The 23,976-nt window shown below is 71.5% G+C and carries 25 protein-coding genes, 1 pseudogene and 1 riboswitch; of the genes and pseudogenes, 12 read left to right on the top strand and 14 right to left on the bottom strand.

From position 1 onward, the window contains the following. The first annotated feature begins 160 nt into the window (after positions 1–160). Positions 161–1,057: a pyrroloquinoline quinone biosynthesis protein PqqB gene (pqqB, locus tag P3T35_RS23405; protein WP_101384154.1), complete on the top strand. Its 897-nt coding sequence runs from the start codon at positions 161–163 to the stop codon at positions 1,055–1,057. Between the two features lie 112 nt (positions 1,058–1,169). On the opposite strand, the gene P3T35_RS23400 is transcribed toward pqqB, so the two are convergent. The 3 genes and pseudogenes from P3T35_RS23400 to P3T35_RS23390 all read right to left on the bottom strand — a co-directional run bounded on the left by P3T35_RS23400 (position 1,170) and on the right by P3T35_RS23390 (position 3,591). Then, positions 1,170–1,688 (bottom strand): GNAT family N-acetyltransferase, encoded by a 519-nt coding sequence (locus P3T35_RS23400; protein WP_280707651.1) that lies wholly within the window; start codon positions 1,686–1,688, stop codon positions 1,170–1,172. 327 nt (positions 1,689–2,015) lie between these two features. Beyond that, a pseudogene (locus P3T35_RS40445) lies at positions 2,016–2,525 on the bottom strand (class I SAM-dependent methyltransferase); the annotation flags it as partial. Between the two features lie 178 nt (positions 2,526–2,703). Then, the gene (locus P3T35_RS23390) at positions 2,704–3,591 is read right to left on the bottom strand and encodes an LLM class flavin-dependent oxidoreductase (protein WP_101385529.1); all 888 of its coding nucleotides are present in this window, start codon (positions 3,589–3,591) and stop codon (positions 2,704–2,706) included. 126 nt (positions 3,592–3,717) lie between these two features. On the opposite strand from P3T35_RS23390, the gene P3T35_RS23385 reads away from it, so the two are divergent. Then, complete coding sequence (locus tag P3T35_RS23385) at positions 3,718–4,176, top strand: MarR family transcriptional regulator (protein ID WP_101384155.1); 459 nt, start codon at positions 3,718–3,720, stop codon at positions 4,174–4,176. A 7-nt stretch (positions 4,177–4,183) separates the two neighbouring features. On the opposite strand, the gene P3T35_RS23380 is transcribed toward P3T35_RS23385, so the two are convergent. After that, entirely contained in the window at positions 4,184–5,530 is a 1,347-nt protein-coding gene (locus tag P3T35_RS23380) for a M48 family metallopeptidase (RefSeq protein ID WP_143677018.1), read from the bottom strand. Positions 5,531–5,780: 250 nt separating this feature from the next. On the opposite strand from P3T35_RS23380, the gene helR reads away from it, so the two are divergent. The 4 genes from helR to P3T35_RS23360 all read left to right on the top strand — a co-directional run bounded on the left by helR (position 5,781) and on the right by P3T35_RS23360 (position 10,735). Beyond that, entirely contained in the window at positions 5,781–7,958 is a 2,178-nt protein-coding gene (helR, locus tag P3T35_RS23375; protein ID WP_101384157.1) for an RNA polymerase recycling motor ATPase HelR, read from the top strand. A gap of 65 nt (positions 7,959–8,023) precedes the next feature. Next, positions 8,024–8,149 (top strand): hypothetical protein, encoded by a 126-nt coding sequence (locus tag P3T35_RS23370; RefSeq protein ID WP_280707575.1) that lies wholly within the window; start codon positions 8,024–8,026, stop codon positions 8,147–8,149. A 334-nt stretch (positions 8,150–8,483) separates the two neighbouring features. Next, positions 8,484–10,172, top strand: a complete 1,689-nt coding sequence (locus tag P3T35_RS23365) for an NRAMP family divalent metal transporter (RefSeq protein ID WP_218976742.1) — start codon at positions 8,484–8,486, stop codon at positions 10,170–10,172. 347 nt (positions 10,173–10,519) lie between these two features. After that, the gene (locus P3T35_RS23360; protein ID WP_180356784.1) at positions 10,520–10,735 is read left to right on the top strand and encodes a hypothetical protein; all 216 of its coding nucleotides are present in this window, start codon (positions 10,520–10,522) and stop codon (positions 10,733–10,735) included. Between the two features lie 35 nt (positions 10,736–10,770). Here P3T35_RS23360 and P3T35_RS23355 read toward each other — a convergent pair whose 3' ends face one another. After that, complete coding sequence (locus P3T35_RS23355) at positions 10,771–11,373, bottom strand: hypothetical protein (protein WP_280707572.1); 603 nt, start codon at positions 11,371–11,373, stop codon at positions 10,771–10,773. Positions 11,374–11,521: 148 nt separating this feature from the next. Then, positions 11,522–12,082: a DinB family protein gene (locus P3T35_RS23350; protein WP_101384160.1), complete on the bottom strand. Its 561-nt coding sequence runs from the start codon at positions 12,080–12,082 to the stop codon at positions 11,522–11,524. Between the two features lie 66 nt (positions 12,083–12,148). Here P3T35_RS23350 and P3T35_RS23345 point away from each other — a divergent pair, with 66 nt between their 5' ends. After that, positions 12,149–12,430 (top strand): hypothetical protein, encoded by a 282-nt coding sequence (locus P3T35_RS23345; RefSeq protein WP_280707569.1) that lies wholly within the window; start codon positions 12,149–12,151, stop codon positions 12,428–12,430. A gap of 96 nt (positions 12,431–12,526) precedes the next feature. Beyond that, a complete protein-coding gene (locus tag P3T35_RS23340; RefSeq protein ID WP_101384162.1) occupies positions 12,527–13,489 on the top strand; it encodes a DMT family transporter in 963 nt (320 codons plus the stop codon). A gap of 222 nt (positions 13,490–13,711) precedes the next feature. Here P3T35_RS23340 and P3T35_RS23335 read toward each other — a convergent pair whose 3' ends face one another. Continuing rightward, positions 13,712–14,416 carry a Clp protease N-terminal domain-containing protein gene (locus tag P3T35_RS23335; RefSeq protein ID WP_101384163.1) on the bottom strand — a complete coding sequence of 235 codons (705 nt, stop codon included), beginning with the start codon at positions 14,414–14,416 and terminating at the stop codon, positions 13,712–13,714. A 93-nt stretch (positions 14,417–14,509) separates the two neighbouring features. Then, positions 14,510–15,367 (bottom strand): isocitrate lyase/phosphoenolpyruvate mutase family protein, encoded by an 858-nt coding sequence (locus tag P3T35_RS23330; RefSeq protein ID WP_101384164.1) that lies wholly within the window; start codon positions 15,365–15,367, stop codon positions 14,510–14,512. A 41-nt stretch (positions 15,368–15,408) separates the two neighbouring features. Between P3T35_RS23330 and P3T35_RS23325 the strand changes: the two genes are divergently transcribed. Next, the gene (locus tag P3T35_RS23325; RefSeq protein ID WP_101384165.1) at positions 15,409–16,755 is read left to right on the top strand and encodes an ADP-ribosylglycohydrolase family protein; all 1,347 of its coding nucleotides are present in this window, start codon (positions 15,409–15,411) and stop codon (positions 16,753–16,755) included. 12 nt (positions 16,756–16,767) lie between these two features. Here P3T35_RS23325 and P3T35_RS23320 read toward each other — a convergent pair whose 3' ends face one another. Together P3T35_RS23320 and P3T35_RS23315 are read right to left on the bottom strand one after the other, a co-directional pair. Then, positions 16,768–17,670 (bottom strand): DMT family transporter, encoded by a 903-nt coding sequence (locus P3T35_RS23320; protein ID WP_101384166.1) that lies wholly within the window; start codon positions 17,668–17,670, stop codon positions 16,768–16,770. Between the two features lie 62 nt (positions 17,671–17,732). Further along, positions 17,733–18,290: a helix-turn-helix domain-containing protein gene (locus tag P3T35_RS23315; protein WP_101384167.1), complete on the bottom strand. Its 558-nt coding sequence runs from the start codon at positions 18,288–18,290 to the stop codon at positions 17,733–17,735. 110 nt (positions 18,291–18,400) lie between these two features. On the opposite strand from P3T35_RS23315, the gene def reads away from it, so the two are divergent. Continuing rightward, the gene (def, locus tag P3T35_RS23310) at positions 18,401–19,120 is read left to right on the top strand and encodes a peptide deformylase (RefSeq protein ID WP_101384168.1); all 720 of its coding nucleotides are present in this window, start codon (positions 18,401–18,403) and stop codon (positions 19,118–19,120) included. Positions 19,121–19,759: 639 nt separating this feature from the next. Here the strand turns inward: def and P3T35_RS23305 are convergent. The 3 genes from P3T35_RS23305 to P3T35_RS23295 all read right to left on the bottom strand — a co-directional run bounded on the left by P3T35_RS23305 (position 19,760) and on the right by P3T35_RS23295 (position 21,905). Next, on the bottom strand, positions 19,760–20,263 hold the full coding sequence (locus P3T35_RS23305; protein WP_101384169.1) for an NUDIX hydrolase: 504 nt from the start codon (positions 20,261–20,263) through the stop codon (positions 19,760–19,762). Positions 20,264–20,291: 28 nt separating this feature from the next. Continuing rightward, the gene (locus tag P3T35_RS23300; RefSeq protein ID WP_101384170.1) at positions 20,292–20,711 is read right to left on the bottom strand and encodes a YchJ family metal-binding protein; all 420 of its coding nucleotides are present in this window, start codon (positions 20,709–20,711) and stop codon (positions 20,292–20,294) included. Between the two features lie 108 nt (positions 20,712–20,819). Beyond that, a complete protein-coding gene (locus P3T35_RS23295; protein WP_101384171.1) occupies positions 20,820–21,905 on the bottom strand; it encodes a transglycosylase family protein in 1,086 nt (361 codons plus the stop codon). 6 nt (positions 21,906–21,911) lie between these two features. Then, positions 21,912–22,074, bottom strand: a riboswitch (cyclic di-AMP (ydaO/yuaA leader). Positions 22,075–22,348: 274 nt separating this feature from the next. Here P3T35_RS23295 and P3T35_RS23290 point away from each other — a divergent pair. Then, complete coding sequence (locus tag P3T35_RS23290; RefSeq protein ID WP_101384172.1) at positions 22,349–22,774, top strand: PPOX class F420-dependent oxidoreductase; 426 nt, start codon at positions 22,349–22,351, stop codon at positions 22,772–22,774. Between the two features lie 154 nt (positions 22,775–22,928). Here the strand turns inward: P3T35_RS23290 and P3T35_RS23285 are convergent, their stop codons facing one another. Next, positions 22,929–23,375 carry an SRPBCC family protein gene (locus tag P3T35_RS23285; RefSeq protein WP_180356786.1) on the bottom strand — a complete coding sequence of 149 codons (447 nt, stop codon included), beginning with the start codon at positions 23,373–23,375 and terminating at the stop codon, positions 22,929–22,931. 175 nt (positions 23,376–23,550) lie between these two features. Here P3T35_RS23285 and P3T35_RS23280 point away from each other — a divergent pair, with 175 nt between their 5' ends. Continuing rightward, entirely contained in the window at positions 23,551–23,973 is a 423-nt protein-coding gene (locus P3T35_RS23280; RefSeq protein ID WP_101384174.1) for a MarR family transcriptional regulator, read from the top strand. Positions 23,974–23,976: the final 3 nt, after the last annotated feature.

The following is a 23,976-nucleotide window of genomic DNA, read 5'->3' as shown; positions in this document are numbered from 1 at the left end:
AGGGCGGTGGCCCACCACCGTTGGACTCGGTGTGAAGGGCGCGGGCGGAAGGCGCTCCAATGCGCCCGAATCGGGGCGAACCATGACATGGTCCGGCTGGGGAGCATGGGGTGCCGTGGCGCCGGGTAGGCGGGAGGGAACGGTGCGGGAGGAGTAGACGGTGCGGGTTCGGGTGCTCGGAACGGCGGCGGGCGGCGGGCTGCCGCAGTGGAACTGCGGGTGCGGCCCGTGCGAGCGGGCGCGCGCGGCGGGGCCCAGTGCCTGGCGGAGCCAGGAGGCGCTGGCGGTCAGTGTCTCCGACGATGCCTGGTACCTGGTGAACGCCTCCCCGGACACCCGCGGCCAGCTGCTCACCGTCCCCGACCTCGCCCCACCCGCCGGCAGCAGGCGGACCCCGGTGCGCGGCGTCCTCCTCACCGACGGCGAACTCGACCACACCGTAGGCCTGTTCGCGCTCCGCGAGGGCGCCGCGCTGGACATCCACGCGCCCCAAGCGGTGCTCGCTGCCCTCACCGACGCCTTCCCGCTGCGCGGGCTGCTCGCCCCGTACGGCACGGTGCGCTGGCACCCGGTGCCGGAAGCGGGCGGTGAACTCCTGCTGGACGAGGGCCGGTTGGCCGTCAGTGCGGTGCCGATCAGCGACAAGCGGCCGCGCTACGCCGAGCAGTCGACGGTGGCCGGCCCCTGGGTGGTCGGCTACCGCCTCCGGGAGACCGCCACCGGCGCCACCCTGGTCTACGTGCCGTCACTGGCCCGCTGGCCCGACGAACTCGACGCCCTGCTGGACGATGCGCACTGCGTCCTGCTCGACGGCACCTTCTGGACCGAGGACGAGATGGCCGCCATCCACCCCGGCAGCCGCACCGCAACCGCCATGGGCCACCTGCCGATCAGCGGCCCCGGCGGCACCCTGGCCCGGCTGCGCCCCGGCACCAGGCTGCTCTACACTCACCTCAACAACACCAACCCGCTGAGCGACCCCGACACCCCGGCCCGTGCGGCCCTGGCGGCCGGCGGCGCCGAAGTGGCGGAGGACGGCCAGGAGATCGTCATCTGAGGCCGCCGCGCCGGGGCCGGCTCAGCTCGGCTCAGCTCGGCTCCGGCGAGGTGGCGGCCGGCCCGGAAAAGTCGCTCTGGTCGGCTTCAGCGCTGGCCGGCCCGGCATCGCGTCAACCGCGCGCCAGTTGCCACCGGATCTCGCCGTCGTGCCACTGGTCGGTGGGGGTGAGCCCGGCCGAGGCGGCGACGTGGGCCGAGGCCTGGTGATCCGGGTGGATGTGGGCGATGACGGTCCGCACGGCCTGCTCACCAAGCCAGTTGACCAGGCCCTGGGCGGCCTCGCACGCAAACCCCTGACCCTGCCAGGGAGTTCCCACCACCCAGGCGACCTCCGCGTGGAGTTCCTCGCGCTCGTCCAGCGTGACCGTCGCTTGAACGGTACCCACCAGGCAGGCCTGGTCCGGCAGTTGGACGACCCAATTGCACCAGGCGACGGCGGGATCCGGTGAGCCGGCCAGCAGGCGTTCATAGCGGGTCCGCAGCGCCGCCGGGGTGGCCGGCTCACCGCCGATGTAGGTGTGCAGCGCCGGATCGGACAGCACTGCGGCCATCTCCTCAGCGTGCTCGACGCGCAGTGGCAGCAGCGTCAGCCGCTCGGTGTGGATGGGTTCGGGGCTGAGCAGGGTCATCGCGACGGCCTCGGGCTTGCGGCCGGCCGTGAGTAGATGGCCGCTGACGCCCAGCAGGGCCGGGTCCGACTCGGTGAGCCGCAGTGCGTCCAGGAGCGACTCCCGGTGCGCGGGGTCGTCCAGCCAGTCGGCGACCGCGCCCATCAGCCAGCCGGCGCCCTCCACGCCGTACTGACCGAGCGGCGTGAGGCCGGCCGTGGTGAACTCGCCGACGATCTCGGCGGGTTGGTGGAAGTAGGCGGTGGTGAAGCCGGACTGCGGATTCTCGCTGCGCAGTCGGCCGTCCCGGGTCGCGGCCTCGATGTAGGGGCGGCGCTCCGGGTCGAACCAGCGCCCCTGGTTGAGGGTGTCATGGAGGCCGGCGAACCGGTTGATGGTCGCCGCCACCAGCAGGCCCCCGGGACGCAGCACCCGGCGGGCCTCGGCCAGCGCCTGAGCACGCTCGGCGGCGTCCGTGAGGTGGTAGAGCGGTCCGAGCAGCAGCACCACGTCGAAGGAGTCGTCCGCCGCCGCCAGCGCCCGGGCGTCGCCGAGCTGTGCGCGCACCCCCGCGAGCTCGCCGGCCTGCTCGACATGGAGTGGCACCGGGTCGACCAGCTCCACCTGGTGCCCGGCGGCGGCCAGCCACTCGGCGTGGACCCCGCTGCCCCCGCCCACGTCCAGCACCCGGACCGGCGCGGCCGGCAGCAGTCGCCGCAGCACGTCCTGGGTGCGCAGCAGTTCCAGCAGGCCCGCGCCGGCCCGCAGCCGCCCGTCCTCCCGGCCCTGCTGGTAGTAGCCGAGGATCTCCGGTGCGAGGGCCGGAGCGGCGACGGCTTCCTGATCGAGGTTCGTCATGATCGAACCCTGACGGACGGTGTGCGGATTCGGCAAGAGGATTCGCTTCACACCGGTCCGGGCCTCCCTGGCGGGGGCTGGGGGGGTGACTCGGGCTCGCTCTTGGTGCGGATGCCCTGGTGGGCGGCTCCTGGAACAGTGCGAGGCGATCGGCCTTTTGGCGGTGGCGCAGTCCTACCTACCGGCGGCGGACGACCGCTGCCGCTTGAAGCGGGGTGATCAGCTCATCGACCAGCCGGCGAGCGATGCCCGGGGGATAGGGGCTGCGCAGGCTGAGCACCAGGTGGGTGAAGCCGGCGGCGATCAGCTGGGCGAGGGCGGCGCGGTCCCCGGCCGGGTCGTCGTAGGAGACGATGTACTGCACGGACCGGGTGATGGTGCCTGGGTCGCGGCCGATGGCGGCGCAGTGGGCGTCGAGGACTTGGCTGCGCTCGCGAAGGTATTCGACGCTGTTGTGCGGCGGCCCGGGGATGTTCCAGATGTCGGCGTGCTCGGCGACCAGCCGCAGCAGGCGGGTTCCCCAGCCGCCGATCAGGACGGGCGGGCCGGGGTGCTGCACCGGCTTGGGCTGGTTGCGGTTGCCGGAAAGGGAGTTGTAGCGGCCGTCGAAGTCGAAGACGTCCTGGGTCCACATGCCGCGGAGGATCGCGATGGTCTCCGCGAGCCGGGCGATGCCCTCGCCGGGTGGCACCAGGCTCAGGCCGTAGCCCGCGTACTCGGCGGCTGCGGGGTTCTCGCCCGCGATCCCGCCGGATCCGGGCGGCTGCTGGGTGCCGCCGACGCCGAGGCCCACGATCAGGCGTCCGCCGGAGATGACGTCGAGGGTGGTCGCCATCTTGCCGAGCAGGGCGGGGTGCCGGAGCCGGTTGCTGGTGACCAGGTGCCCCAGGCGAAGTCGGTCGGTTCGTGCGGCGAGGGCGCTGAGCAGGGTCCAACCCTCAAGGATGTCGCCGTCCTTGGGGCCGACGATGGGCATCAGGTGGTCCCACAGCCAGGCATCCGCGATCTCGGGAAGCTCGTCGGCCTCCTGCCAGACGCGGAGGATCTCCTGATAGGGGACCCGCATGGGGGTGGTCTTAATGCCGAACATTAATGGTTGGTGAGAAGAGTGGCTCATGGTTCGTCAGCTTAGCCAATCGTCAGTACTCCTGACTATCTGTCGGGCGGATCAGGGCTCGATACCCTTACCGCCATGACCAGCGAGACACCCCAAACCACCGCGAACGGCATCGACCAGCTCTCGACCCGCCTCGGCTACCTCCTCAAGCACGCCCACCTGCGGTACGCCGAGGCGTCGGCCGAGGCACTGGCGCCACTCGGGCTCAACGGCCGCGAACTCGCCGTTCTCGCCGTGCTGGCCGAGGACGTCCCGCTCTCCCAACTGGAGGCGGCCGGCCGGCTCGGCGTCGATCGCACCACCATGGTCGGGCTGGTGGACGCCCTGGAGGCCAAGGGCCTGGCGGAGCGCCGTCGCAGCCCGCTGGACCGCCGCAAGAACGTCGTCCAACTCACCGAACGGGGGCGGACGCTGCTGAACGATGCGGAACACGTGCGGCTGGCAGCCGAACGCCGCTTTCTGGCGCCGCTGCCGGAGGAAGAGGCCGAGGCGCTGCTGCGAGCACTGCGGACACTCACCGCAGTTGATGGCTGACACAACGTCAGATGCCCAGTACCAGAATGGCCGTCCGCCAGCGCGAGTCCTCCAACTCGGCGTGGAGGACCGTCCAGTCGACCGTGTCGGCGAGGATGGTCGCCGCCTGCTCGGGGCGCTCGCTCTGCCGCCGGATCCGCAGGTGCGTCGGCGGATGCCAGGCATCGACGGCGGCGGCCTGGCGGATGGCGAGCCGGCGGCGGCGCTCGTGTTCCAGCTCCGGGACGGACGCCACCGAGTCGGCCAGCCCGCTCCACAGCGCCTCCGCGATGTCCGCCGGGCGCGCCACCCCGCCGTGCCCGACGAGGGCGCGCTGCCGGCGCAGGTACGCGGCCGCGAGCTCCTCCAGGAACAGTGCGTCCAGCATCGCGGTGGCGGCCGAGGGGGAGGCGACGCGGACCGCCAGGTCGTCCGCCGCGTACTCCGCCTGCTGACTGCCGCGCACCAGCAGCCAGTGCAAGCAGTACCGAGCCAACCGCACCGGCAGCGCCGCGAGCAGCAGCAGCCGATTGGCCAGCCCGTCCATCAGGGCGCGCTGTGCACTGCCGCGGATCTGAACCTGCACGGCGGCGGCGCTCACGACGTCGTCCCGATAGCCGGCCAGGCCGGCACTCCGGAAGCCGGCGGACATCAACTCGTCGCCATGGCCCGGCATCAGCAGCCCGTACCAGGCATCCAGGGTGTCCAGCGCCAACCGCAGCCACAGCCCGTGCCGCGGACTGCCGACCGCGCCGTGGCCGAGCTCCCGGGCCAGCATGGCGATGCGCTGCTGCGGGGTGAGTACCGTCCACAGCGCCAACCCGATGGTGAGCTCCACTTCTTGACGGACTCCCCGACGGGAGTACGTGGTCAAGTAGCCGGCCTGCACCCGGAGCCGGTCGGGTCGCCGCACGCCCAACTCGTCGGCGATCCGCTCGATCAACTCATGCAGCTGCGGCGCTTCTTCGCGGGTCACCTGGGCGGTGTCCTCCCGGAGGCCGCCGAACCGCGGGCGCAGCAGCCAGACCAGGCCCGCGCCGACGACGCCCAGCACCATCAGGATGATCTGCCCGGTCAGCAGCAGCCAGATCGAGCCGGCCGCGACCGCCAGCGTGACCAGGTGGACGAGTGACGCCAACACCGCCGCGGCCAGGTCGCTGCCCGAAATCCGGCCCGCTGAGCCAGGCTTGGCCAACCGCGCGTACCACGCCTCGGCCCGCGCCAGTTCCCGCGCACGACGGTGGGCCGTGCGCCGGCTGATGGGCGGCTCGGCGAGGTTCCACTCGCAACTCGGGCACCAGTCGCTGTACCTGGGATCAGACTCGAAGGCGACACCGCACTGTGGGCAGCTGCGCGTTGACACGGTTTCCGTCACGGCGAGAGATCATGCCACCGGTTCGCGCTGTGAGCCCCCGCTTTGCGAACATCGGTTCCAGCGAACAGAGCGGTTGCTAGAGAAGAAAGCTCAACCCACTCCTCGCCACTCTTAATTTATACCGTGTGGGGGGCCTTGCGGCAAGGCCCCGGTCATGGCGCACAATCGCTGATCCAAGCCGTGGACCTGCAGAAATGCGAGGTTCATGGAATACCTGTGCCTTTGTCGGCCGATGAGCGGAGCTGCAGCGATGAATCCCCTGACCACCAGCGCGTTCGAGCTGCCCCAGCGGCTCGCCGCCAAGGCCGACCCGGCGCTGATCGCCGCCGATGAGAAGCACTTCGCCGCCATCGCGGAAAGCCTTGAGCAGGCCATCGGCGAACTGTCCGACCGCCTTGACGCGCTGCGCAAAGCGCCCGGCGGCGCCGGCCGGGAGGCGATGGACCGGGACACCGAGATCCACCGGCTGACCGGCCGCCTGCGCGCCCTGCGCCGCTTCGGCCTGGACCTGTGCCTCGGCCACATCGTCAGCGCGGACGACCCCGAGCCCGTGTACATCGGGCGACTCGGCCTCACCGACAGCGACGGCCGGCGGCTGCTGCTCGACTGGCGCTCACCGGCGGCCGAGCCGTTCTTCGCGGCGACCCACGCCAACCCGACGGGCCTGGCAAGCCGCCGCCGGTACCGCTGGACCCGCGGCCGGATCACGGACTACTGGGACGAGCTGTTCACCGCCGACGGGCTCGAAGGGCGCGCCGCACTCGACGACCAGTCCGCCTTCATCGCCAGCCTGGGCACCAACCGTTCGGCCCGGATGCGGGATGTGCTCGCCACCATCCAGGCCGACCAGGACGCCATCATCCGTGCGGGCTCCCGGGGCGCCCTGGTCGTCGACGGCGGACCGGGCACCGGCAAGACCGTCGTCGCCCTGCACCGCTCCGCCTACCTGTTGTACGCCGACCCGCGCCTCGGCCACCAGCACCGCGGCGGCGGCGTGCTGTTCGTCGGCCCGCACCAGCCCTACCTGGCCTACGTGGCCGACGTCCTCCCCAGCCTCGGCGAGGAGGGCGTGCAGACCTGCACCGTGCGCGACCTGGTCACCGAGGGAGCGAAGGCGGCGATCGAGTCCGACCCGGAGGTGGCCCGCCTGAAGGCGTCCGCCGACATGGTGAAGGCGATCGAGAAGGCCGTCAGGTTCTACGAGGAGCCGCCCAGCGAGGGCATGACGGTCAGCACCGACTGGTCCGACCTCTGGCTCGGCCCCGACGACTGGGCCGAGGCGTTCGAGGCGGCGGAACCGGGCATCCCGCACAACGAAGCGCGTGACCTGATCTGGGAGGCCCTGGTCACGATCCTGCTGGACAAGCACGGTGACGACGACGGCGACATCTCGCGCAACGCGTTCCGCAGGTCGTTGCTGCACGACGCCGAGTTGGTCACGACCCTCAACCGCGCCTGGCCGCTGCTCGAAGCCGCCGACCTGGTCGGGGACTTGTGGACCGTGCCCGCCTACCTGCGGATGTGCGCCCCCTGGCTGAGCCCGGACGAGGTGCGCAAGCTGCGGCGCGCGGACGGCCAGGCCTGGACGGTGTCCGACCTGCCGCTCCTGGACGCCGCCCGGCAGCGGCTCGGCGACCCCGCGGACGTCAGGCGCAAGCGCCGCCAGGAGGCCGCGGTCGCCGCCGAACGCGCACGGATGGCCGATGTCATCGAGCACATCGTCCAGGCCGACGACGACGGTGAGGGCGCGGTGACCATGCTCCGCGGGGCCGACCTGCAGAGCACGCTGATCGACGAGACCGCGCTGCCCACCGCCGACCCGGACCGGCTGGCCGGCCCGTTCGGGCACATCGTCGTCGACGAGGCGCAGGAACTGACCGACGCCGAGTGGCAGATGCTGCTGCTCCGCTGCCCGTCCCGCAGCTTGACCATTGTCGGGGACCGCGCCCAGGCCAGGCACGGGTTCGCCGAGTCGTGGCAGGAGCGGCTGGAGCGGATCGGGCTCGACCGGGTCGACGTGGCGTCCCTGAGCGTCAACTACCGCACGCCGGAAGAGGTGATGACGGAAGCCGAGCCGGTCATCCGGGCGGCCCTCCCGGACGCCAATGTGCCGACCTCGATCCGACGCAGCGGAACTCCCGTCCGGCACGGCTCCGTTGCGGAGCTGGACACGATCCTCGACAGCTGGCTCGCCGAGCACGCCGAAGGCGTCGCCTGCGTGATCGGCACTGGTGACAACGGAGTCGGCGCGTTCCAGGAGACCTCCCGGGTCCGGTCGCTGACCCCGGAGCTGTCGAAGGGGCTGGAGTTCGACCTGGTCGTCCTCATCGACCCGGAGACCTTCGGCGAGGGCATCGAAGGGGCCGTCGACCGCTATGTCGCGATGACCCGGGCGACCCGGCAACTGGTCATCCTCACCAGCTGCTGACGTCATCGGTCCGTCGCCGCGCCCTGGTCTCCGGGCTCACCCCGCCCGAACAGGGCGGCTGACTGGTGCTGCCGAGCCGGCTGGCACAGTCGCCCGGCGCCCGGGACGACATCGACACCCTGCTCAAGCGCCACCCCGACCTCACGGCCCATCTCGGTGACTCCTACGGCACTTTGACACCGCTGGCCTGACCCTTGCGGGCTGGTTCGCAGTTTGGAGCGCCGGGTTCCAATTCCAATGGGAAGCAACTGAATCCCCCATCGTTGACCGCCGTTTTCTCCCGCCCCTACCATGAACTCCATCCCCGCCAAGAGTGAGTGCAGCACGCTTCCGCAAGCCGGTGCTGCCTGCCGTTGACGTCTTCACCCAGGCCGGTTCTCGTCCTCCCAGGCAGGGCCACCCTTCTCGTTCTCCCGAGCAGGGCCACCCCTCCCGGAGACCCGGCTCCGCCGCGACCGATCCGCCAACCGGCATCGATCGCGGGCCCAATCAGCTTGTGTCGCGCTGACCTTGGAGTGGAGCAACGTGACGACAGACGATCCCGGCCGACTGCCCGCCTCCGGCGCACCGGCCGGAACCCTCGACTCCTCGGCCCCAGACGGTCAGAACCGCGACATCATCGGAGCACTCGGGAGCATCCCGTCGGCCGAGACCGGACGAACTCCCTCACGGCGCAAGCGGTTGCGGATGCTGCTGGCCGTGCTCGGCCCCGGCCTCATCGTGATGGGCGGCGGCAACGACGCCGGCGGCGTGCAGGTCTACCTGCAGATGGGCCAGAACTACGGCATGGGCCTGCTCTGGGTCCTGGTGCTGCTCTTCCCGATCCTGTACGTCAACCAGGAGATGGTGATCCGGCTCGGTGCGGTCTCCGGCGTCGGCCACGCCAGGCTGATCTTCGCCAGGTTCGGCAGGTTCTGGGGCACCTTCTCGGTCATCGACCTGCTGATCATCAACGCCGCCACCGTGATGGCCGACTTCCTCGGACTCTCCCTGGCGCTCGGCTACTTCGGCATACCGGACTACCTCGCCGTCCCGGCGTCCGTGGTGCTGCTCTCGCTGGCCATCGCCGGCGGCACCTTCCGCATCTGGGAACGCTTCATGGTGTTCCTGGTGGTCGTCAACCTGGCGGCCCTTCCCATGGCGTTCCTGGTCCACCCCTCGGCCGCCACCACCGCCGCCGGGTTCGTGCCCAACCTGCCCGGGGGAGTGAACAGCACCCTGCTGCTGATCATCATCGCCATCGTGGGCACCACCGTTGAACCCTGGCAACTCTTCTTCCAGCAGTCCAGCATCGTCGACAAGCGCATCACCCCGCGCTGGATCCGCTACGCGCGCATCGACCTGGGCGCCGGCATCCTGATCGAACTCGCCGCCGCCCTCGCCCTGCTGGCGGCCACGGCGTTCGGACTCGCCCACACCGACGCCTTCGGCAACTTCGACACCATCGGCAGCACCGCCCACGCCCTGGACCGCTACATCGGCCACGGCATCGGCGCCCTGATCGCCCTGGCCACCCTCGACGGTTCGCTGATCGGCGCCAATCTGGTCGGACTGACGACCAGTTACACCCTCGGCGACATCTTCCCGAGCATGCGGCACTCGCTGCACTGGAAGCCTCGCCAGGCCCCGCTGTTCTACGGCAGCTACGCCGTCCTGCTCGCCGGCTGCGCCGCGCTGGTGCTCACCGCCGGCGACGCGATGGGCACGTTCATCGACTACATCGAGGCCCTCAACGGCGTACTGCTGCCATCCGCCGTGGTCTTCCTGCTGCTCCTCGCCAACGACAAGGCGGTACTGGGGCCTTGGGTCAACACCGCGCGCCAGAACGCGGTGGCCGGGCTGATCGCCTGGGCGGTCACCACCTTCTCGCTGGCCCCGGTCGTCACCACCTTCTACCCCGACCTCACAACCCACCAGATCCTGCTGGGAATTGCCGGCTGCACGATCCTGGGCCTGCTGACCGCCGCCGTGCTGTGGTGGCGTCGACCGCGCCCGCGCCCGTCCGCCGACCGCCGTCCCGCCGGGGTCGACAGGCAGCAGTGGCGCGAACAACTCGCCGAACGCCGCGCCGCCTGGCGCACCCCGCCCCTCGACAACCTGAGGCGCCCCGACATGAGTCCGGGCCGCCGCGCCGGGCTCCTCACCCTGCGCGGCTACCTGATCTTCTCCGTCGCCGTGCTGGTGATCAGGCTGGTACAGCTGGTGAGCGGATGACTGTCGCAGGTGCCCGTGGCGGGCGGGGGATAGGCTCAACGGGTGGCTACAGACACCTCGTTGGCAGCAGAAGCGTCTCTGGCAACCGCGCAGCGATCGCTGGGGGATCCAGGCATCAGTTATCCGCTCTGGCCCCCGCTGACCGCCGGCTGCCCGCGTACCAGCACGGATGACGTCTCCTACCCGGTCGAGGTCGACTACGCCTACGACCGGGCCGACCCCGCGCTGTTCTCCCCGGTCAGCGGCTACCGCGGCGTGGTCGCCGTGCGGGACAGTGGCGGCCGGGCCCTCGAACTCACCGACGAGCAACTCGCGGCCGCCCACGGTGAACTGGCCCGCGCCGGCCTGTGGACGGAACTTCCAGCGCCGCCGGGCTCGCGGGCCTGCGTGCTCTCGGAGCGGAGGCCGGAGCGGAGGCCGCGGACTTCGGCGGGCCGGTGGTGTGCCTCGCCACCTCCAGCGGATCCAAGGACCGCGGGGTGGGCTCCCGCACCACGGAGGTCATCACGCCGGAGTGGGAGGATGTCCGCCGCAGGCTGCGAGCGGCCGGGATCCGGGACTGAGGCCGCATCCGGGACTGCGGTCGTGGACGCGGCAGTCAGAGACCGGCCGGGTGGCTGGAGAGCCAGTCGCCGTGCCGGTCGCGGAGTCGGTCGCGTTCCTCGGGCGTGCTGACGAGCACATCGGCCCCGCCGTCGTAGGGGGCGTGGATGCGCCGCAGCTCGGTGTCGGTGATCAGCACGCCCGCCACCTTGTCGTCCGCGACGGCGCGCAGCAGCTCGTCGAGGCAACCCCGCTGCCAGCGGCGGCGGATGGCGAAGAGATGGCAGTAGACGCGGAACTCCGGATCATCGTCGTCCTCGGCCAGTACGCTCCGCCAGTACCCGTCCTCCGGCTGGTGCGGCGGGACGTCGGGGTCGTTCGTCCAGAGCGGCGTGACGACGTAGACATCGGTGCCGGCGAACAGTTCGTCGAGAACGGTGTTGTAGCGCCCAAGCACGATGGCGTACTCGCCCTCGTCCTCCGGATACCGCTTCGACTCCGGGAGGCTGTGGAAGCGCACCCAGACATCCCCGTAGGGGCCGCGCAGTCGGTATGAGACAGGCGGGCAGTCGGGCCAGCGCCGCTCCCACAACCGCGTCAACGCGGCCTGCCCGCGCCCGGATCCCGGCGCCGGTTCGCCCTGGTGTGATTCGACCATGGGCGCACGGTAGTGCCGGGCGGCGCGGCGGGCCACTCGATATGCGGCGGTGAGGGGCTGCGGGGTTGGTCGAGGGCGCCCCAGCCGACTCCCGCGCCGGGCTCGGCTGCTACTGCTCGTTTCGATGTCATCCTCAAGGCGGCCCGTGTCACTGGCCCACCCGCCCGTCGATGCACTCGCGCAACAGGTCGGCCTGCCCGCAGTGACGGGCATACTCCTCGATCCTGTGCACCATCAGTGACCGAATGGAGACCCCGTCCCTGCCCACCCGCTCGCCCAGGTCCGGGAACTCGGCCAGCGCGGCGTCGGTCGCGGCCTGCTCGCGCTCCAGATCGACGTACGCGGCGTCGATCACGGCCTGCTCGGCGACGGCTCCGTCGAAGTCCGCGTCGCGCTTGCCGTACAGCTTCGGCAGCGGGTCGGCATCGGTGAGCCAGTTGCGCCAATCCCGTTCCACCTCGGCGAGGTGCCGGACCAGCCCGAGCAGCGACATCGTCGACGGCGGAACCGACCGACGGGCCAACTGCTCCGCGTTCAGGCCCGCGCACTTCATCCGCAGGGTCAGCCGGTAGTTCGCCAGGTAGTCCAGCAGCGTGGCCAGTTCGCCTTCCGGGTCCGGACCTTCGCTGTTGCGGGGGTCGTCGTCCGGATCGGCCCACATGTCGGGGTAGACGGTTGCCCGGGTCCAGCGCGCGGCTCGGTCACTCATGCTGCGCCATGCTGGTACGCAACGACCCGTTCGCGCCACCGAGTTATCGCATGCGACCATGGGGCGGTGGACACAGGCCTTCCCGACGGGTGGACGATGGAGCGGGTGCGCTCCGAATCGGGGGACTCCGAAGCGGTCCTGCTGTCCCTCGAACGATTCGTCGTCATCGAGGAGTTCGGCCGGCACGACTACGTCCCACTCCAGCCTGACGTCATCCTCTCGTTCCACGGGCTGTGCCTGGTGCGAGCGGATGGCGAGTGGTGCATGGGCCAGCTCGACGACGATGGTTCGATCATCTGCTGGGCCTCCTACGGCACCGAACTTGGCCAGGCCATCCAGGGGTTGTGAACCCGGGGGGCGTGACGAAGATCCTTTTGCTGATCCGCACTGGTACGTTCATCCGCGGCGGAGCAACACCCATCGGCACGGAGGAGAGAACAGCCCTTGCGGGAGACCCAGTCACGCGCCGGCCTGATCGACGTCCTGCTGCTGCTCGTGGCAGCCGTCTGGGGTTCCACCTACCTGGCCGTCAAGGAACTCGTCACGCCCGCCACCGTCGTCGCCGTCCTCGCCCTGCGGTTCGTGGTCACCACGGTGGCGATGCTGCCGCTCGCCCTCCGCAGGCTGCGGGGAGCCGGCCGGGGCGAGCTCGTCACCGGGACGCTGCTCGGCCTGATCCTCGCCGTGATCTTCGCGCTCGAGACCTTCGGCGTCGCCCACACCACCGCGACCAACGCCGGGCTCATCATCAGCCTCACCATCGTCATGACCCCGCTGCTGGAGAGCGCCGTCAGCCGTTCCTGGCTTCCCGCCCGGTTCTTCCTCGCCACGGTGATGGCCGTGGTCGGCGTCGGCCTGCTGGCCTCCCGCTCCGGCCTGCACGCCCCGACCCTCGGCGACTGGCTGATCCTGGCTGCTGCGGCCATCCGCGCCGTGCACGTGACCGTGATGCACCGACGGTCCGCCGGGAAGACGTACGACTCGCTCAACCTCACCTTTATCCAACTCGCCACGGCGGCTGCGCTGTTCTGCCTGGCCGGCCCACTGGTCGGAGGCTCCGCCGTCTCCCTCGCCACCCGGATCGGGCCCGTGCAGTGGGCCGATCTGCTCTACCTCGCGCTGATCTGCACGGTCTTCGCGTTCGTCGTCCAGACATGGGCCGTACGCAGCACCTCGCCCTCCCGGGTAAGCCTGCTGCTCGGGACCGAACCCGTCTGGGCGCTGCTGGTCGGCGTACTCCTCGGCGGCGACCACCTCGGGCTGTACGGCGCCATCGGCGCGGTCCTGATCGTCGTCGGCGCCGGCTGGGGTCAGCGCATCGAACGCCGACACCGGGAAGGCCGGCAGGGCCGGCCGCCGGCGGAGAGTGCGGCGCCGGAGGAGCAGACGGCAGCGCAGCCTGCCTGACCGGGGCAGCCGCGCCAAGGCTCCGGCGGCAGTATCAGTCCCCGCTGTTACGGATCGGGCTCTCGCCGCCCAGGGTTCGTGCCGGAGACGAAGGCCCGCCGCCCGGGCCGGTTGGCCTCGGGTCGGCGGACCAGGGTCTCGGCGCCGTCAATCCGCGCCGAGGCCCAGTGCGGTACCGCTTCGCAGGTCTCGAACCGCTCCGCCCGTTGGCCGATCGTTCCGCTACTGCTTGTCGCGCGTGGCGAGCCGTTTGGCGATCTCGGTCTTCACCGTCTCGTGCAACTCGTCTGACGTGAAGCCGAGGCTGCGCAGGATCTGCGCGGCCGGGCTCTCCTCGGTGCGGATCAGGCCCAGCAGCGTGTGTTCCGTGCCGACCCAGTCGTGGCCGAGGTCGATAGATGAACGGCGTGCCTGCGCGATGGCCTCCTTGCTCTCCGGCCGGAACGCGATGTGACCGCGCAGCGCCTTCTCCCCGGCCGGCGGCAGCGCTTCCTCGATCGCGTCGCGGACGCGCTGCTCCGACCCGGCCTTCGCCACCAGCACCTCGTACGCCAGGCCCCGCGGTTCGCGGAGCAGGCCGAGCAGCATGTGTTCGGTGCCGATGAAGTCGTGCTTGTGGGTTCGGGCGGCCTCCTGCGCCAGCACGATGCTGTGCCGGTTCAGGTCGGTGAACCGCTCGAAGGCGGCGGGCGTGTGGCGTTGCTGGGCGGCCTGCTTGGACACGCCGATGGCGTCGCCGATCTCGGTCCAAGAGGCGCCGGTCTGCTTGGCCTTGCTGACGTAGTGGTCGATGAGCTGGTCACCGAGATCGGACAGCGTCTGGGCGCGCAGCCGCGCCTCGCTGATGCGGGCCAGTTCGTTGGCGTCGGGGAGCTCCTCGTCGAGACGGGCGATCAGGTCGGCGAGGCTGATGTCGAGTGGGCTCATGCGTCAAGAGTAAGTTGACGATCGCCCATCGTCAACCTGTTCTTGACGCTTGTTCCAGGTGTGCTCCCGGCTGTAGGGCCTGGTGCGGCCGGCTCAGGGCCAGTCCGGGCCCGGGGCGCTGAGGAGGGCGTTGACGGTGGCGTAGGACAGGGCGTCGGCGAGGGCGGCGAAGGAGCCGGTGTGCTGGATGTCCCGGGCCGCGTGCAGGGTGGCGGTGAGGGCCACACGGGAGAGGCCGGAGCCCAGGCTGATCCGGCGCGCGCCCAGCTCGCCGAGCTGATCCACCGTCAACTTCAGCAGTGGCCCGGCCGCCAGGACGCTGACCGGACGGGACACGGCGGCGCAGACGGCGCGCACCGACTCCGCGTCGGGCAGTCCGGGGGCGAAGAGCACGTCCGCACCCGCCTCCTCGAAGGCCTGCAGGCGGCGGATGGTGTCGTCCAGATCGGGCTGCCCGTAGAGGAAGTTCTCCGCGCGGGCGGTCAGCGTGAACGGGAAGTCGAGCTCGCGCGCCGCCAGCACCGCCGCCCGCACCCGCGCCACCGCCTCGGCGAACGGGTACAGCGGCGCCTGCGGATCGCCCGTCGCGTCCTCGATCGAGCCGCCGACCAGACCGGCGTCAGCGGCGAGCCGGATGGTCTCGGCGACGTGCTCGGGCTCGGCCCCGAAGCCGCCCTCCAAGTCGGCGGAGACCGGCAGATGGGTGGCGCCCACCAGCGCCCGCGCGTTGGCGAGGGTCTCCTCGCGCCGCACCAGATTGGCCCCGTCGGCCCGCCCGAGGCTGTTGGCCAGCCCGCCGCTGGTGCCGGCCAGCGCCTGGTAGCCGAGCCCGGTCAGCAGGCTGGCCGTGCCGGCGTCCCACACGTTGGGCATGACGAAGGCGCCCGGCGCTGCATGCAGATCGCGGAAGGCGAGCGCGCGCTGGAGCTGGTCCTCGGGGGTGAGCGACACGGTGGTTCCTCTCGCAGGTGACGGTGAGATTATGTCTGCTGATGATTGATCACTTCTCTTCTTCGACCGATTCGACCACTTCCTGGAGCTCCTTCCACCATCGTGCCGCCGCGCGCGACTCGCTGTACGGCGTGGCCGTCGGTGACGCGTACGGCGCCCAGCACTTCGTCCCCGAGACGCTGGCCGTGCTCCGCGCGGGTGACCTGCCCGCCGCCCCCTGGCCCTGGACCGACGACGCCGAGATGGCCTGCTCGGTCTTCGCCGCGCTCCGGCTGCGCGGCACCGTCGACCAGCGGGAACTGGGCTCCGCCTTCGCCAAGCACCACGACTTCGACCGCGGCTATGGCGCGGCGATGAACCAACTGCTCCGCGAGAGCCGGGAGAGCGGGTGGCATCAGGAGCGGGCCGCCGAGCTGTTCGACGGACAGGGCTCCTGGGGGAACGGCGCGGCGATGCGGGTCGCACCGCTCGGCGCCTGGTTCGCGGTCGACCCGGTGGAGGCGGCCTGGCAGGCCGCGCGCTCGGCGGAGGTGACGCACGCCCACCCCGAGGCGGTCGCCGGCACGGTGGCCGTGGCGGTCGCGGCAGCGGTGGCGGCCGGCAGCCGGGGGCGCCGACTGGCCCCGGAGGAGCTGCTGCGCCCGGTGATCGAGCTGACCCCGGCGGGCCGGGTCCGCGACGCGATCGGCGAGGCCCTGGAGCTGGCCGCCCAGCCCCATGTGGAGCTGGTCGCACACTGCTTGGGCAACGGGCGCAACGTCAGCGCATTCGACACCGTGCCGTTCACGCTCTGGTGCGCCGCCCGGCACCTGGATGACTTCGCCGCCGGGCTGCGGGCGACCGCCTCGGCCGGTGGCGATGTGGACACCACCTGCGCGATCGTCGGCGGAATCCTGGCGGCCCGGCTGGGAGTTGCGGGCATTCCAGGGGAGTGGCTGGCCGCCGTCGAGCAACTGCCCGACTGGGTCGAGCCCGAGCGGCTCGGCGCCGACACCGGGCCCGGCGATGTGACCCCGGTGAAGCCGATGCTGAAGCCGAAACCGCTCGCCGTGCCGGACTTGGCGTGGACGCCCGGCCAGTGGCAGCGAGTCCGGCACGGCGTGCGGTCGTTGAGCATGGAGGACAAGTGGGACGTGCTCCTCGACGGCAACCGGCTGGTGATCTGCCGCAGCTGGACCGGCCATTGCATCTTCACGGTAGACATCGAGGCGGCCGGGAGCGGCGCCCGGCCGGTGGCGGCGTGGGTGGAGTCGGCCCGCGACCGCTACCGGGGCGGGACCGCGGAGGCGGAAGCCGTCTTCCTGGAGATGCTGTTGGAGGGTAACTTCGGGCACGGCGACCGGTCAGGGCTCTGGGAGCGCTACAAGCGGCTGCGCTACGGGAGTTGACCTGCCACGGCCTCAACTGCGGCGTCGCGACAGGGCGACGCCGCCCAGGCAGAGGCAGCCGCCCAGCAGGGTGAGCAAGCCGGGCACCTCGCCGAGGGCGGCCCAGGACATCAGCACCACCAGGGCCGGCACGGCGTAGGTGGTCGCGCCCATCCGTCCGGCGGTGCTCCGGGACAGGGCGTAGGCCCAGACGCCGAAGGCCAGCGCGGTCGGGAACAGGCCCAGGTAGACCAGGTCCAGGTCGGCGGAGAGCGGGGCGCGGTGCACCTGGTGGAGCAGCGAGGGGGCGAACGGCAGGCAGGCGAGGGTGCCGATCAGGCAGCCGAAGGCGGTCACCTGGAGGGCGGTGCCGTGCCGGAGCGCGGGCTTCTGGGCCACCACACCACCGGCGTAGAGCAGCGCGGCCAGCAGGCAGAGCAGCACACCGAGGACGGACGAGCCATGCCCGCTGCCGCTGCTGGATATGCCCACCACCACCGCCCCGGCGAACGAGACCGCCATCCCGGCGAGCAGGCCGCGCGGAAAGCCCTCCTTGAGCGCCAGCCCGCCGAGCAGCGCGATCACCAGCGGGCCGATGTTGACCACCATCGCGGCGGTGCCCGCATCCACCTTCTGTTCACCCCAGTTGAGCGCCACCATGTAGAGCCCGAACCAGAGCAGCCCGGACACCACGATGCCCGGCCAAGCACCACCTCGGGGCAGCCCCTCCCGGCGCAACGCCCAGACGGCGAGCAGCGCCACGGACCCCACCACCAGTCTGCCGAGCGCCAGTTCGCCGGGGCCGAAGTGCTTGGCGGCGGTGCGGATCGCCACGAAGGCGGAGGCCCAGAGCAGCACGGCGACGGCGGCCGCGGCCACCGCCTTGGTGTCGAGTCTGTCGAATCGGTTGCCTGCGGGGGTGGTTGGGAGGTCCATGGCTGTGAAGCTAGCCAGCGCCAGCGCGTTTGAACAGGGGTTTTCGGCGGACCCTGTTCCGCTCAGTCCGCTTGCTCCGCTGGCTCGGGCAGCAGCGGGAAGAGCCGGGTGATGGCGGCGACCGGCCGGGCGGTGGCGGGCCGGTTGGCCGGGTCGGCCTCGCGGTGCTGGAACTCGGCGAGGAGCCGGCGCACCGAGTCGGCGACCCGGCCGAGCTCCTCGGGGGTCAGATAGACGACCGAGCTGAAGGCCTCGTCCTGCCGCCACTGCGGCTCCGCCTGCTCGCGGCGGGCCAGCCAGCGATGGTAGCTCTCGTCCTCCAGGCGCCGCGCCAGCTGGTCGAACTGAGCCGCTGGCGGCTCGTCGCCGGCGGCTTGCCGAAGACGCCAGGGGCGGGCCCGGCCGCCGCTGGTGGGGACCGGCTCGATCCGACCGTGGCGGGCCAGTTGGCGCAGGTGGAACGAGCAGAGGCCGGAGCTGTAGCCGAGCCGCTGGGCCGCCAGGGTGGCGGTCACGGTGCCCTCGGCCGCCAGCAGCTGGAGCAGCGCGGTGCGCACCTCATGGTCCGGCAGACCGTCAGAGGCCGTGCCGGGAGCGGAAGCTGCGAGATCTTCAGTCACTTTGCAAAGTCTGCTACTTTGCAAAGCCCGTTGGCAAGCACGCCAGCACGCCAGCACGCACGCAAGCAAGCACGCCAGCAAGCCGGTTAGCCGAGGAGAGGGAGTCGCCGATGTCCGAATCGCCCGAGGATGTGCAAGTGTTGGAGGCCTTCGAGCGGTCCGGAGGCGGAGCGCGGGTGCGGCTCCAAGGCCAACCGGTGGACGGGTACCCGGTGTTGCCGCCGGAGGCCGTGCGGGGTTCGGTGCTGCGGATTACCGAGATCGGGGAGCAGATCCTGCACCGGCCGTGCGGCCCGGCGGACGCCGAGTTCGGCACCCCGGAGCTGGCCCGGCTGATCGACGACATGTTCGCCACCATGTACATCGCCGCCGGCGCGGGCCTGGCGGCCAACCAAGTGGACGTCGACCTCCGGCTGTTCGTCTACGACTGCCTGGACGAGGACGGCGTGCGGCACGTCGGCCACATCCTCAACCCGGTGATCGAGGAGGACACGGCCGCACGCGGGCGCCGGCTGGTCGAAGACGTCGAGGGCTGCCTCTCCGTCCCCGGCGCGACGATGGACGTCGCCAGGCCGGCGCACACCGTGATGCACGGCTACGACAAGGACGGAAAGCCGCTCACCATCGAGGGGTTCGGATACTTCGCGCGCTGCCTGCAGCACGAGGCCGACCACCTCGAAGGCCGGCTCTACGTCGACCGGCTCGCCAAGCGCGAACGCAAGGACGCGCTGAGGCAGATGACCGAGCGCCGGACCGAGGTGTTCGCCAAGCGGCAGGCGCTCACCGAGAAGCTGATGGGCAGCCGGGACCGGGCGGGCGAGGCAGGCTAGAGCTGCGCGGCGAGATACCCGAGCACCGGACTCTCGTCGCGATCGCCGCTCCGTGCCCACCCTGCCTTCCGCCTGTGGCTGCCCCCTGCCGACGGCCGCCCCGTCGGACCCATGGTCTTGCCGGGCGGCCGTCGCACCGTGCCGTCAGTCGCCCGAGGAACGCTCCGTGGACCCGCAAGTCGCCGTTGATCGACACCTGGCCGTCGTCGGTGTGAATGAGCCAGGCGTCCTCGTTGAACTGCTTGTAGTCATGCCACCCGGCGGCGTGGTCGCCGTCGCGGGACCTCTCACGGATCTCCACGAGGACCAGGCCCTCACCCTCGGAAACAGGGATGTTCTCCAGTTTCAGGACCATGCATCCGTGCCCGGGCAGCGTCCACGTGCCCTTTACGGGCGCCTTCGCCCGGAAGCGGCGGAGCCACGTGTGCCAGCTGAAGTCCAGGCCCGGCAGCCGGGACCCACGTTTCCGCAGAGCCGGCCCGAACCGACCCCTGTGTGGCCGGAAGCACGGCCAGACAGGCAGCGGGACACCGCGCCGGCGCTCGGGCGCAGCAGGCCGGCGTTGCAGCGCGCGCCGGGCGCTCCGGCTCAACGCGCTGCCGGCGGGCGTCCACCTGGTCCGCTCCGGCGGGGGCGGCCCTAGTTGCCGGTCCGCTGCTGCGGGAGGTGCAGGTAGGCGGCCCGGCCGGTGTCCCGGGCGCGGGCGACGGCCTCGACCAGGGCGAGTCGGGCCGGGGTGAGCTCGGTGCGCCACTCGGTGAGTGGGCGGACGGCGAACTCGGTGTGCTCGGCCGGGTCGAGGGCGAGGCCGGCCAACTGCTCGGCCGTGAGGGTGCCGCCGTCGAAGACCACCCCGACCTTGAACGGCCACTCGCCCGCGGCCGCCACGAAGAGCAGGGCGAGCAGCGGCGGGGCAGGCTGGGCCGGCAGCAGCAGACCGGTCTCCTCGCGGACCTCCCGGCGGGCGCTGTCCCACGGGTCGCTGCCGAACTCCAGGTTGCCCCCGGCGAATTGCCACACGTCCGGGTCGTAGACGGACTTCAGCAGCAGCGGGTGGCCGTCGCCGTCGGTGAAGTGCACGGCGGCGAACACGATGCCGTGCGGGAGGGTACGCAGATGGTCGGCGAGCGGCAGTTGGGCCATCGCGGATCCTTTCGGCGGTGGTCTGTGCTCAGTCCTCGGAGTGGTCGCCGTCCAGGTAGACCCAGGCGCCGTCGTGGCGGACGAAGCGGCTGTTCTCGTGCAGACTGCCGGACCGGCCGCGTTCGCGGAAGTGGGCGCGGAACTCCACTGTGCCGGCGGTGTGGAACGGGCCGCCCTCGGTGCTGCCCAGGATCTCCAGCCGCTCCCAGCTGAGCCCGGGGTCGAGGTCGAGCTCGGCCGGGCGGGTGTCGGGGTGCCAACTGCGGAGCAGATAGGCGATGTCCCGGACCGCGAAGGCGCTGTAGCGCGAGCGCATCAGCTGCTCGGCGGTGGCGGCCTGGGCGAGGCCGCGGTGCAGCTTGCCGCAGCAGTCGGCGTAGGCGGCGGGCAGACCGCAGGGGCAGGTGGTGGGCTGAGCGGCTGGCTTCGCGGCGGTGCGTCGGGACATGACTCCATTGTGACGGGCCGTGGGGAGTGCACTCGCACGGCCCACGGCCCACGGCCCGTCAGATGATCAGAACAAGGTGATCAGAACAAGGTGATCAGAGGAAGCCGATCAGGGGAACTGGAGGTGCTGGCCCGGGAGGATCAGGTTCGGGTTGGCACCGACCACGTCGGCGTTGTGCTGGTAGAACTGCTGCCAGCCGTCCAGGTGGTGGGTGGAGGCGATCTCCGAGAGGCAGTCGCCGGGCTGCACCGTGTAGCCGCCGGCGGCGGGCTGCGCGGTCGTGGGCGTGCCGGGCGCCTGGGTGCCGGGCGGCACGGGCTGCGGCGTGCCGGTCTGCTGCGGGGGCGCGGCGGGCACAGCGGGCGCCGGTACGGCGGCGGACGGCCCGGTGGGCGCCGCGGCGGTGCTGGGGGCTGCCGGGGCGGGGGTGCCGGCCTGGGCCGGGGTGCTGGGGGCGGCGCCGGCCGTCGGGGCGCCCGCAGTGGCAGGGGTGCTCGGGGCTGCCGGGGCGCTCGGGACGGCGTTGCCGGGTGCGCCGGGCGCCGGGGTGGCCGGGCTCGCGGGCGCTGCGGGGTTCGTCCACGCGGGCGGGGCCGCCGAAGTACCAGGTGCGGCAGGTGCGCCGGGCAGGCCGGGAAGACCGGGCGCGGCCGGGGATGTCGGGGCGCCTGGCGTGCCCGGCGTGGCGGGCGTGCTCGGGGCAGCGCTCGGCGCGCTCGCCGGGGGAGTCGTCGGAGCACCCGGCGCGCTGGGCGTACCGGGAGCGCTGGGCGTACCGGGCGTACCGGGCGCGCCAGGCCCGCCCTGCGAGTTGCCCGGCGTCGTCAGACCGGCCGTGACCGCGCACTGCCCCCAGGTGCCCGGCCCCTGGTCCTCGAACAGCGCCTCGGCCACCTCGATCTGCTGCTGGCTGGTGGCGTGCGAGGGCTCAGCGCCGTACTCGTCGCCGCCGTAGTGGTCCCACTGGCGCTGGGTGAGGTGGAGGCCGCCGTAGTAGCCGTTGCCGGTGTCCATGGTCCAGTTGCTGCCGGTCTCGCACTGGGCGACGGCGTCCCAGGTGCTGGCCGGGGCGGCGTGCGCGCCGGTGGCGGCGAGCAGCGGCAGCGCCAGCCCCGCGCCCGCCACGGTGGCCGCCGCGACGGCCCGTTCGGTCTGGGTCGGGCGGCGATGGCGGCCAGGGCCGGTGAAGACCATGGGTCTGTTTCCTCTCCGCACGCCTGCGAGGTGAGCTGTCGGGTTCGGGCCGGGAGGTTGGCCCGGCCGCCTGACCGGACGGATCCGGTGGGCGGCTTCACCCCTAGCCGCGCGGGACGGCACTGAACCTGGGTCCCCCGCTCCTGCCCTGACGTGGTGTGGTGGTCAGGATCCCGGGCGCGGTGGGCAGGACTAGGCGTGCCGCGCATGGGTGCCGGCAGATGCCAGCTGGCAGGCAGACTAGACGGATCATCATGGTGGTAACAACCCCGCATCGTGGACATCACACGCTCATCACGTGGAGTCTTGGTCATGCTGTGCAGGATGTACTGGGACGGCGGAGGTCGCGTGGATCGTTGATGCCCGAGGTCGACCCGCTGGTTGCTGTCCGGTTCGTGTCGAGTCTGTGTCGAGTTCATGTCTAGGAGCGGAGGAGAGGTCTGATGGCCGACGAAGCCAGGATGCGTGAGCTGTTCGCATCGGGGAAGCGTGGTGTGCTGGTCACCATCAAGCGGGACGGGCGCCCGCAGTTGTCCAATATCTTCTATGTCTACGATCCGGAGCGGGACTTGATCCGGGTCTCGGTCACCGCGGATCGCGCCAAGGCCAAGAACGCGGCCCGTGACCCGCGCGTCAGCCTCCATGTGACCAGCCCGGACTTCTTCACCTGGGCGGTCGCGGAAGGCACGGCCGAGCTGACGCCGGTCGCCCAGGCGCCGGATGACGACACGGTGGCGCAGCTGGTCGACTACTACCGGGCCGGCAGCGGTGAGCACCCCGACTGGGCGGAGTACCGCGCCGCGATGGTCGAGGAGCGCCGCCGGCTGCTGACGCTGCGGGTCGAGCGGCTCTACGGGCAGACGCCCTGACGCTGACGGACCGGGGTGCCGCCGACCGCCCCCGGCGCGGACGGCGGCACCCCGGCGCGCGGCCCTGGGAGCCGAGCACCTCGTGCCCGAGTGCCACGTGCCCGAGTGCCTCGTGCCCCCAGGGCTCAGCCGAGCGCCTCGTGCGCCCCCGCCCTCAGCCCAGCGCCTCGCGGCTGAGGGCGAGCGTGGTCTCGATCGCCTTCACATAACCCGCGTGCATCCGGTCCGCCGCGGCGTCCTCATCGGAGCCGCCGCCGAGGTCCAGCTCGGCCCGGAAAGTGAGCAGCAGCTCACCGTCGGCGCCTTCCTCGATGTCGTTGTGGATCACCCAGCGGGCCTGCTCGTCGTCGCGGTAGAAGCTGACCCGGGTCATGGGCTCGAAGACCACCGTCTCGCGCACCCGCTCGCCGTGGAAGACCACCTCGCGGACCAGGCCGTTCGCCGTCCGCTCCAGCACCCGGCACTCGTCCATCGCGGCCACGAACGGCACGGCGTTCTCCGCCTTGCGGACCAGGCCGGCCCAGATCGCCGCTCGGTCCAACGCGATCCGGTCGCCGCGCTGCGGGTCGTTGGCTCGCACACTCGCACTGATGGCGCGCATGACTGGCTCCCCCTTCGTCTGCCGGAGTCCGGCTTGTGGCCCCTCGCGGCCAATTGCTTGTACGGCCATTGCTTGTACGGCCATTGCTTGTACGGCCAAGTAAATCCCCAAGCCTCTGCGTTGGCAAGGGGAGTAGCAAGGATTCACATCAGGCGATTGGGCGTACAATCATCAAGTGCCTGCCATACGAGACACCACAAGTCATGCGATCGCCCGGGTCTCCCGCCTGCATCGCGCCGCGGCCGAGCGCTTGCTGCGCCGCTCCGGTCTGCATGCCGGGCAGGAGCTGCTGATGATGCTGCTCTGGGATCGCGGGCCGCTGCCGCAGGGCGAGTTGATCGAGCAGCTGGGCCTGGACGCCTCCACGGTGACCAGGATGGTGCAGCGACTGGAGCAGTCCGGCTTCGTGCGCCGCAGTCGCAGCGCGACCGATCGCCGCGCCGTCATCGTGGCACCGACGGCGGCGGCGCAGGCGTTGTGCGAGCAGGTCGGCGAGATCTGGGGCGAGCTGGAGGAGTTGACCCTGGGGGGCCTCTCGGCGGCCGAACAGGCGGAGCTGGCACGATTGTTGAGCCTGGTGGAGCGCAATCTGACGTGACGT

It is taken from the genome of Kitasatospora sp. GP30 (genome assembly GCF_029892145.1).
GTDB classification, from domain to species: Bacteria; Actinomycetota; Actinomycetes; order Streptomycetales; family Streptomycetaceae; genus Kitasatospora; species Kitasatospora acidiphila.
Note: the sequence above shows the minus strand (reverse complement) of the source record. Positions and strands in the feature narration are given on the sequence as shown.

What these genes read in the sequence shown, in the direction of transcription:
- P3T35_RS23400 (WP_280707651.1), bottom strand. Translation starts at nt 1,688, where the DNA reads ATGACCCTGCTCAGCCCCGAACCCATCCACACCGAGCGGCTGACGCTG.
- P3T35_RS23390 (WP_101385529.1), bottom strand. Translation starts at nt 3,591, where the DNA reads ATGCGGGTCCCCTATCAGGAGATCCTCCGCGTCTGGCAGGAGGCCGAC.
- P3T35_RS23385 (WP_101384155.1), top strand. Translation starts at nt 3,718, where the DNA reads ATGACCAGCGAGACACCCCAAACCACCGCGAACGGCATCGACCAGCTC.
- helR (WP_101384157.1), top strand. Translation starts at nt 5,781, where the DNA reads ATGAATCCCCTGACCACCAGCGCGTTCGAGCTGCCCCAGCGGCTCGCC.
- P3T35_RS23355 (WP_280707572.1), bottom strand. Translation starts at nt 11,373, where the DNA reads ATGGTCGAATCACACCAGGGCGAACCGGCGCCGGGATCCGGGCGCGGG.
- P3T35_RS23350 (WP_101384160.1), bottom strand. Translation starts at nt 12,082, where the DNA reads ATGAGTGACCGAGCCGCGCGCTGGACCCGGGCAACCGTCTACCCCGAC.
- P3T35_RS23335 (WP_101384163.1), bottom strand. Translation starts at nt 14,416, where the DNA reads ATGAGCCCACTCGACATCAGCCTCGCCGACCTGATCGCCCGTCTCGAC.
- P3T35_RS23325 (WP_101384165.1), top strand. Translation starts at nt 15,409, where the DNA reads ATGATTGATCACTTCTCTTCTTCGACCGATTCGACCACTTCCTGGAGC.
- P3T35_RS23320 (WP_101384166.1), bottom strand. Translation starts at nt 17,670, where the DNA reads ATGGACCTCCCAACCACCCCCGCAGGCAACCGATTCGACAGACTCGAC.
- def (WP_101384168.1), top strand. Translation starts at nt 18,401, where the DNA reads ATGTCCGAATCGCCCGAGGATGTGCAAGTGTTGGAGGCCTTCGAGCGG.
- P3T35_RS23305 (WP_101384169.1), bottom strand. Translation starts at nt 20,263, where the DNA reads ATGGCCCAACTGCCGCTCGCCGACCATCTGCGTACCCTCCCGCACGGC.
- P3T35_RS23300 (WP_101384170.1), bottom strand. Translation starts at nt 20,711, where the DNA reads ATGTCCCGACGCACCGCCGCGAAGCCAGCCGCTCAGCCCACCACCTGC.
- P3T35_RS23295 (WP_101384171.1), bottom strand. Translation starts at nt 21,905, where the DNA reads ATGGTCTTCACCGGCCCTGGCCGCCATCGCCGCCCGACCCAGACCGAA.
- P3T35_RS23290 (WP_101384172.1), top strand. Translation starts at nt 22,349, where the DNA reads ATGGCCGACGAAGCCAGGATGCGTGAGCTGTTCGCATCGGGGAAGCGT.
- P3T35_RS23285 (WP_180356786.1), bottom strand. Translation starts at nt 23,375, where the DNA reads ATGCGCGCCATCAGTGCGAGTGTGCGAGCCAACGACCCGCAGCGCGGC.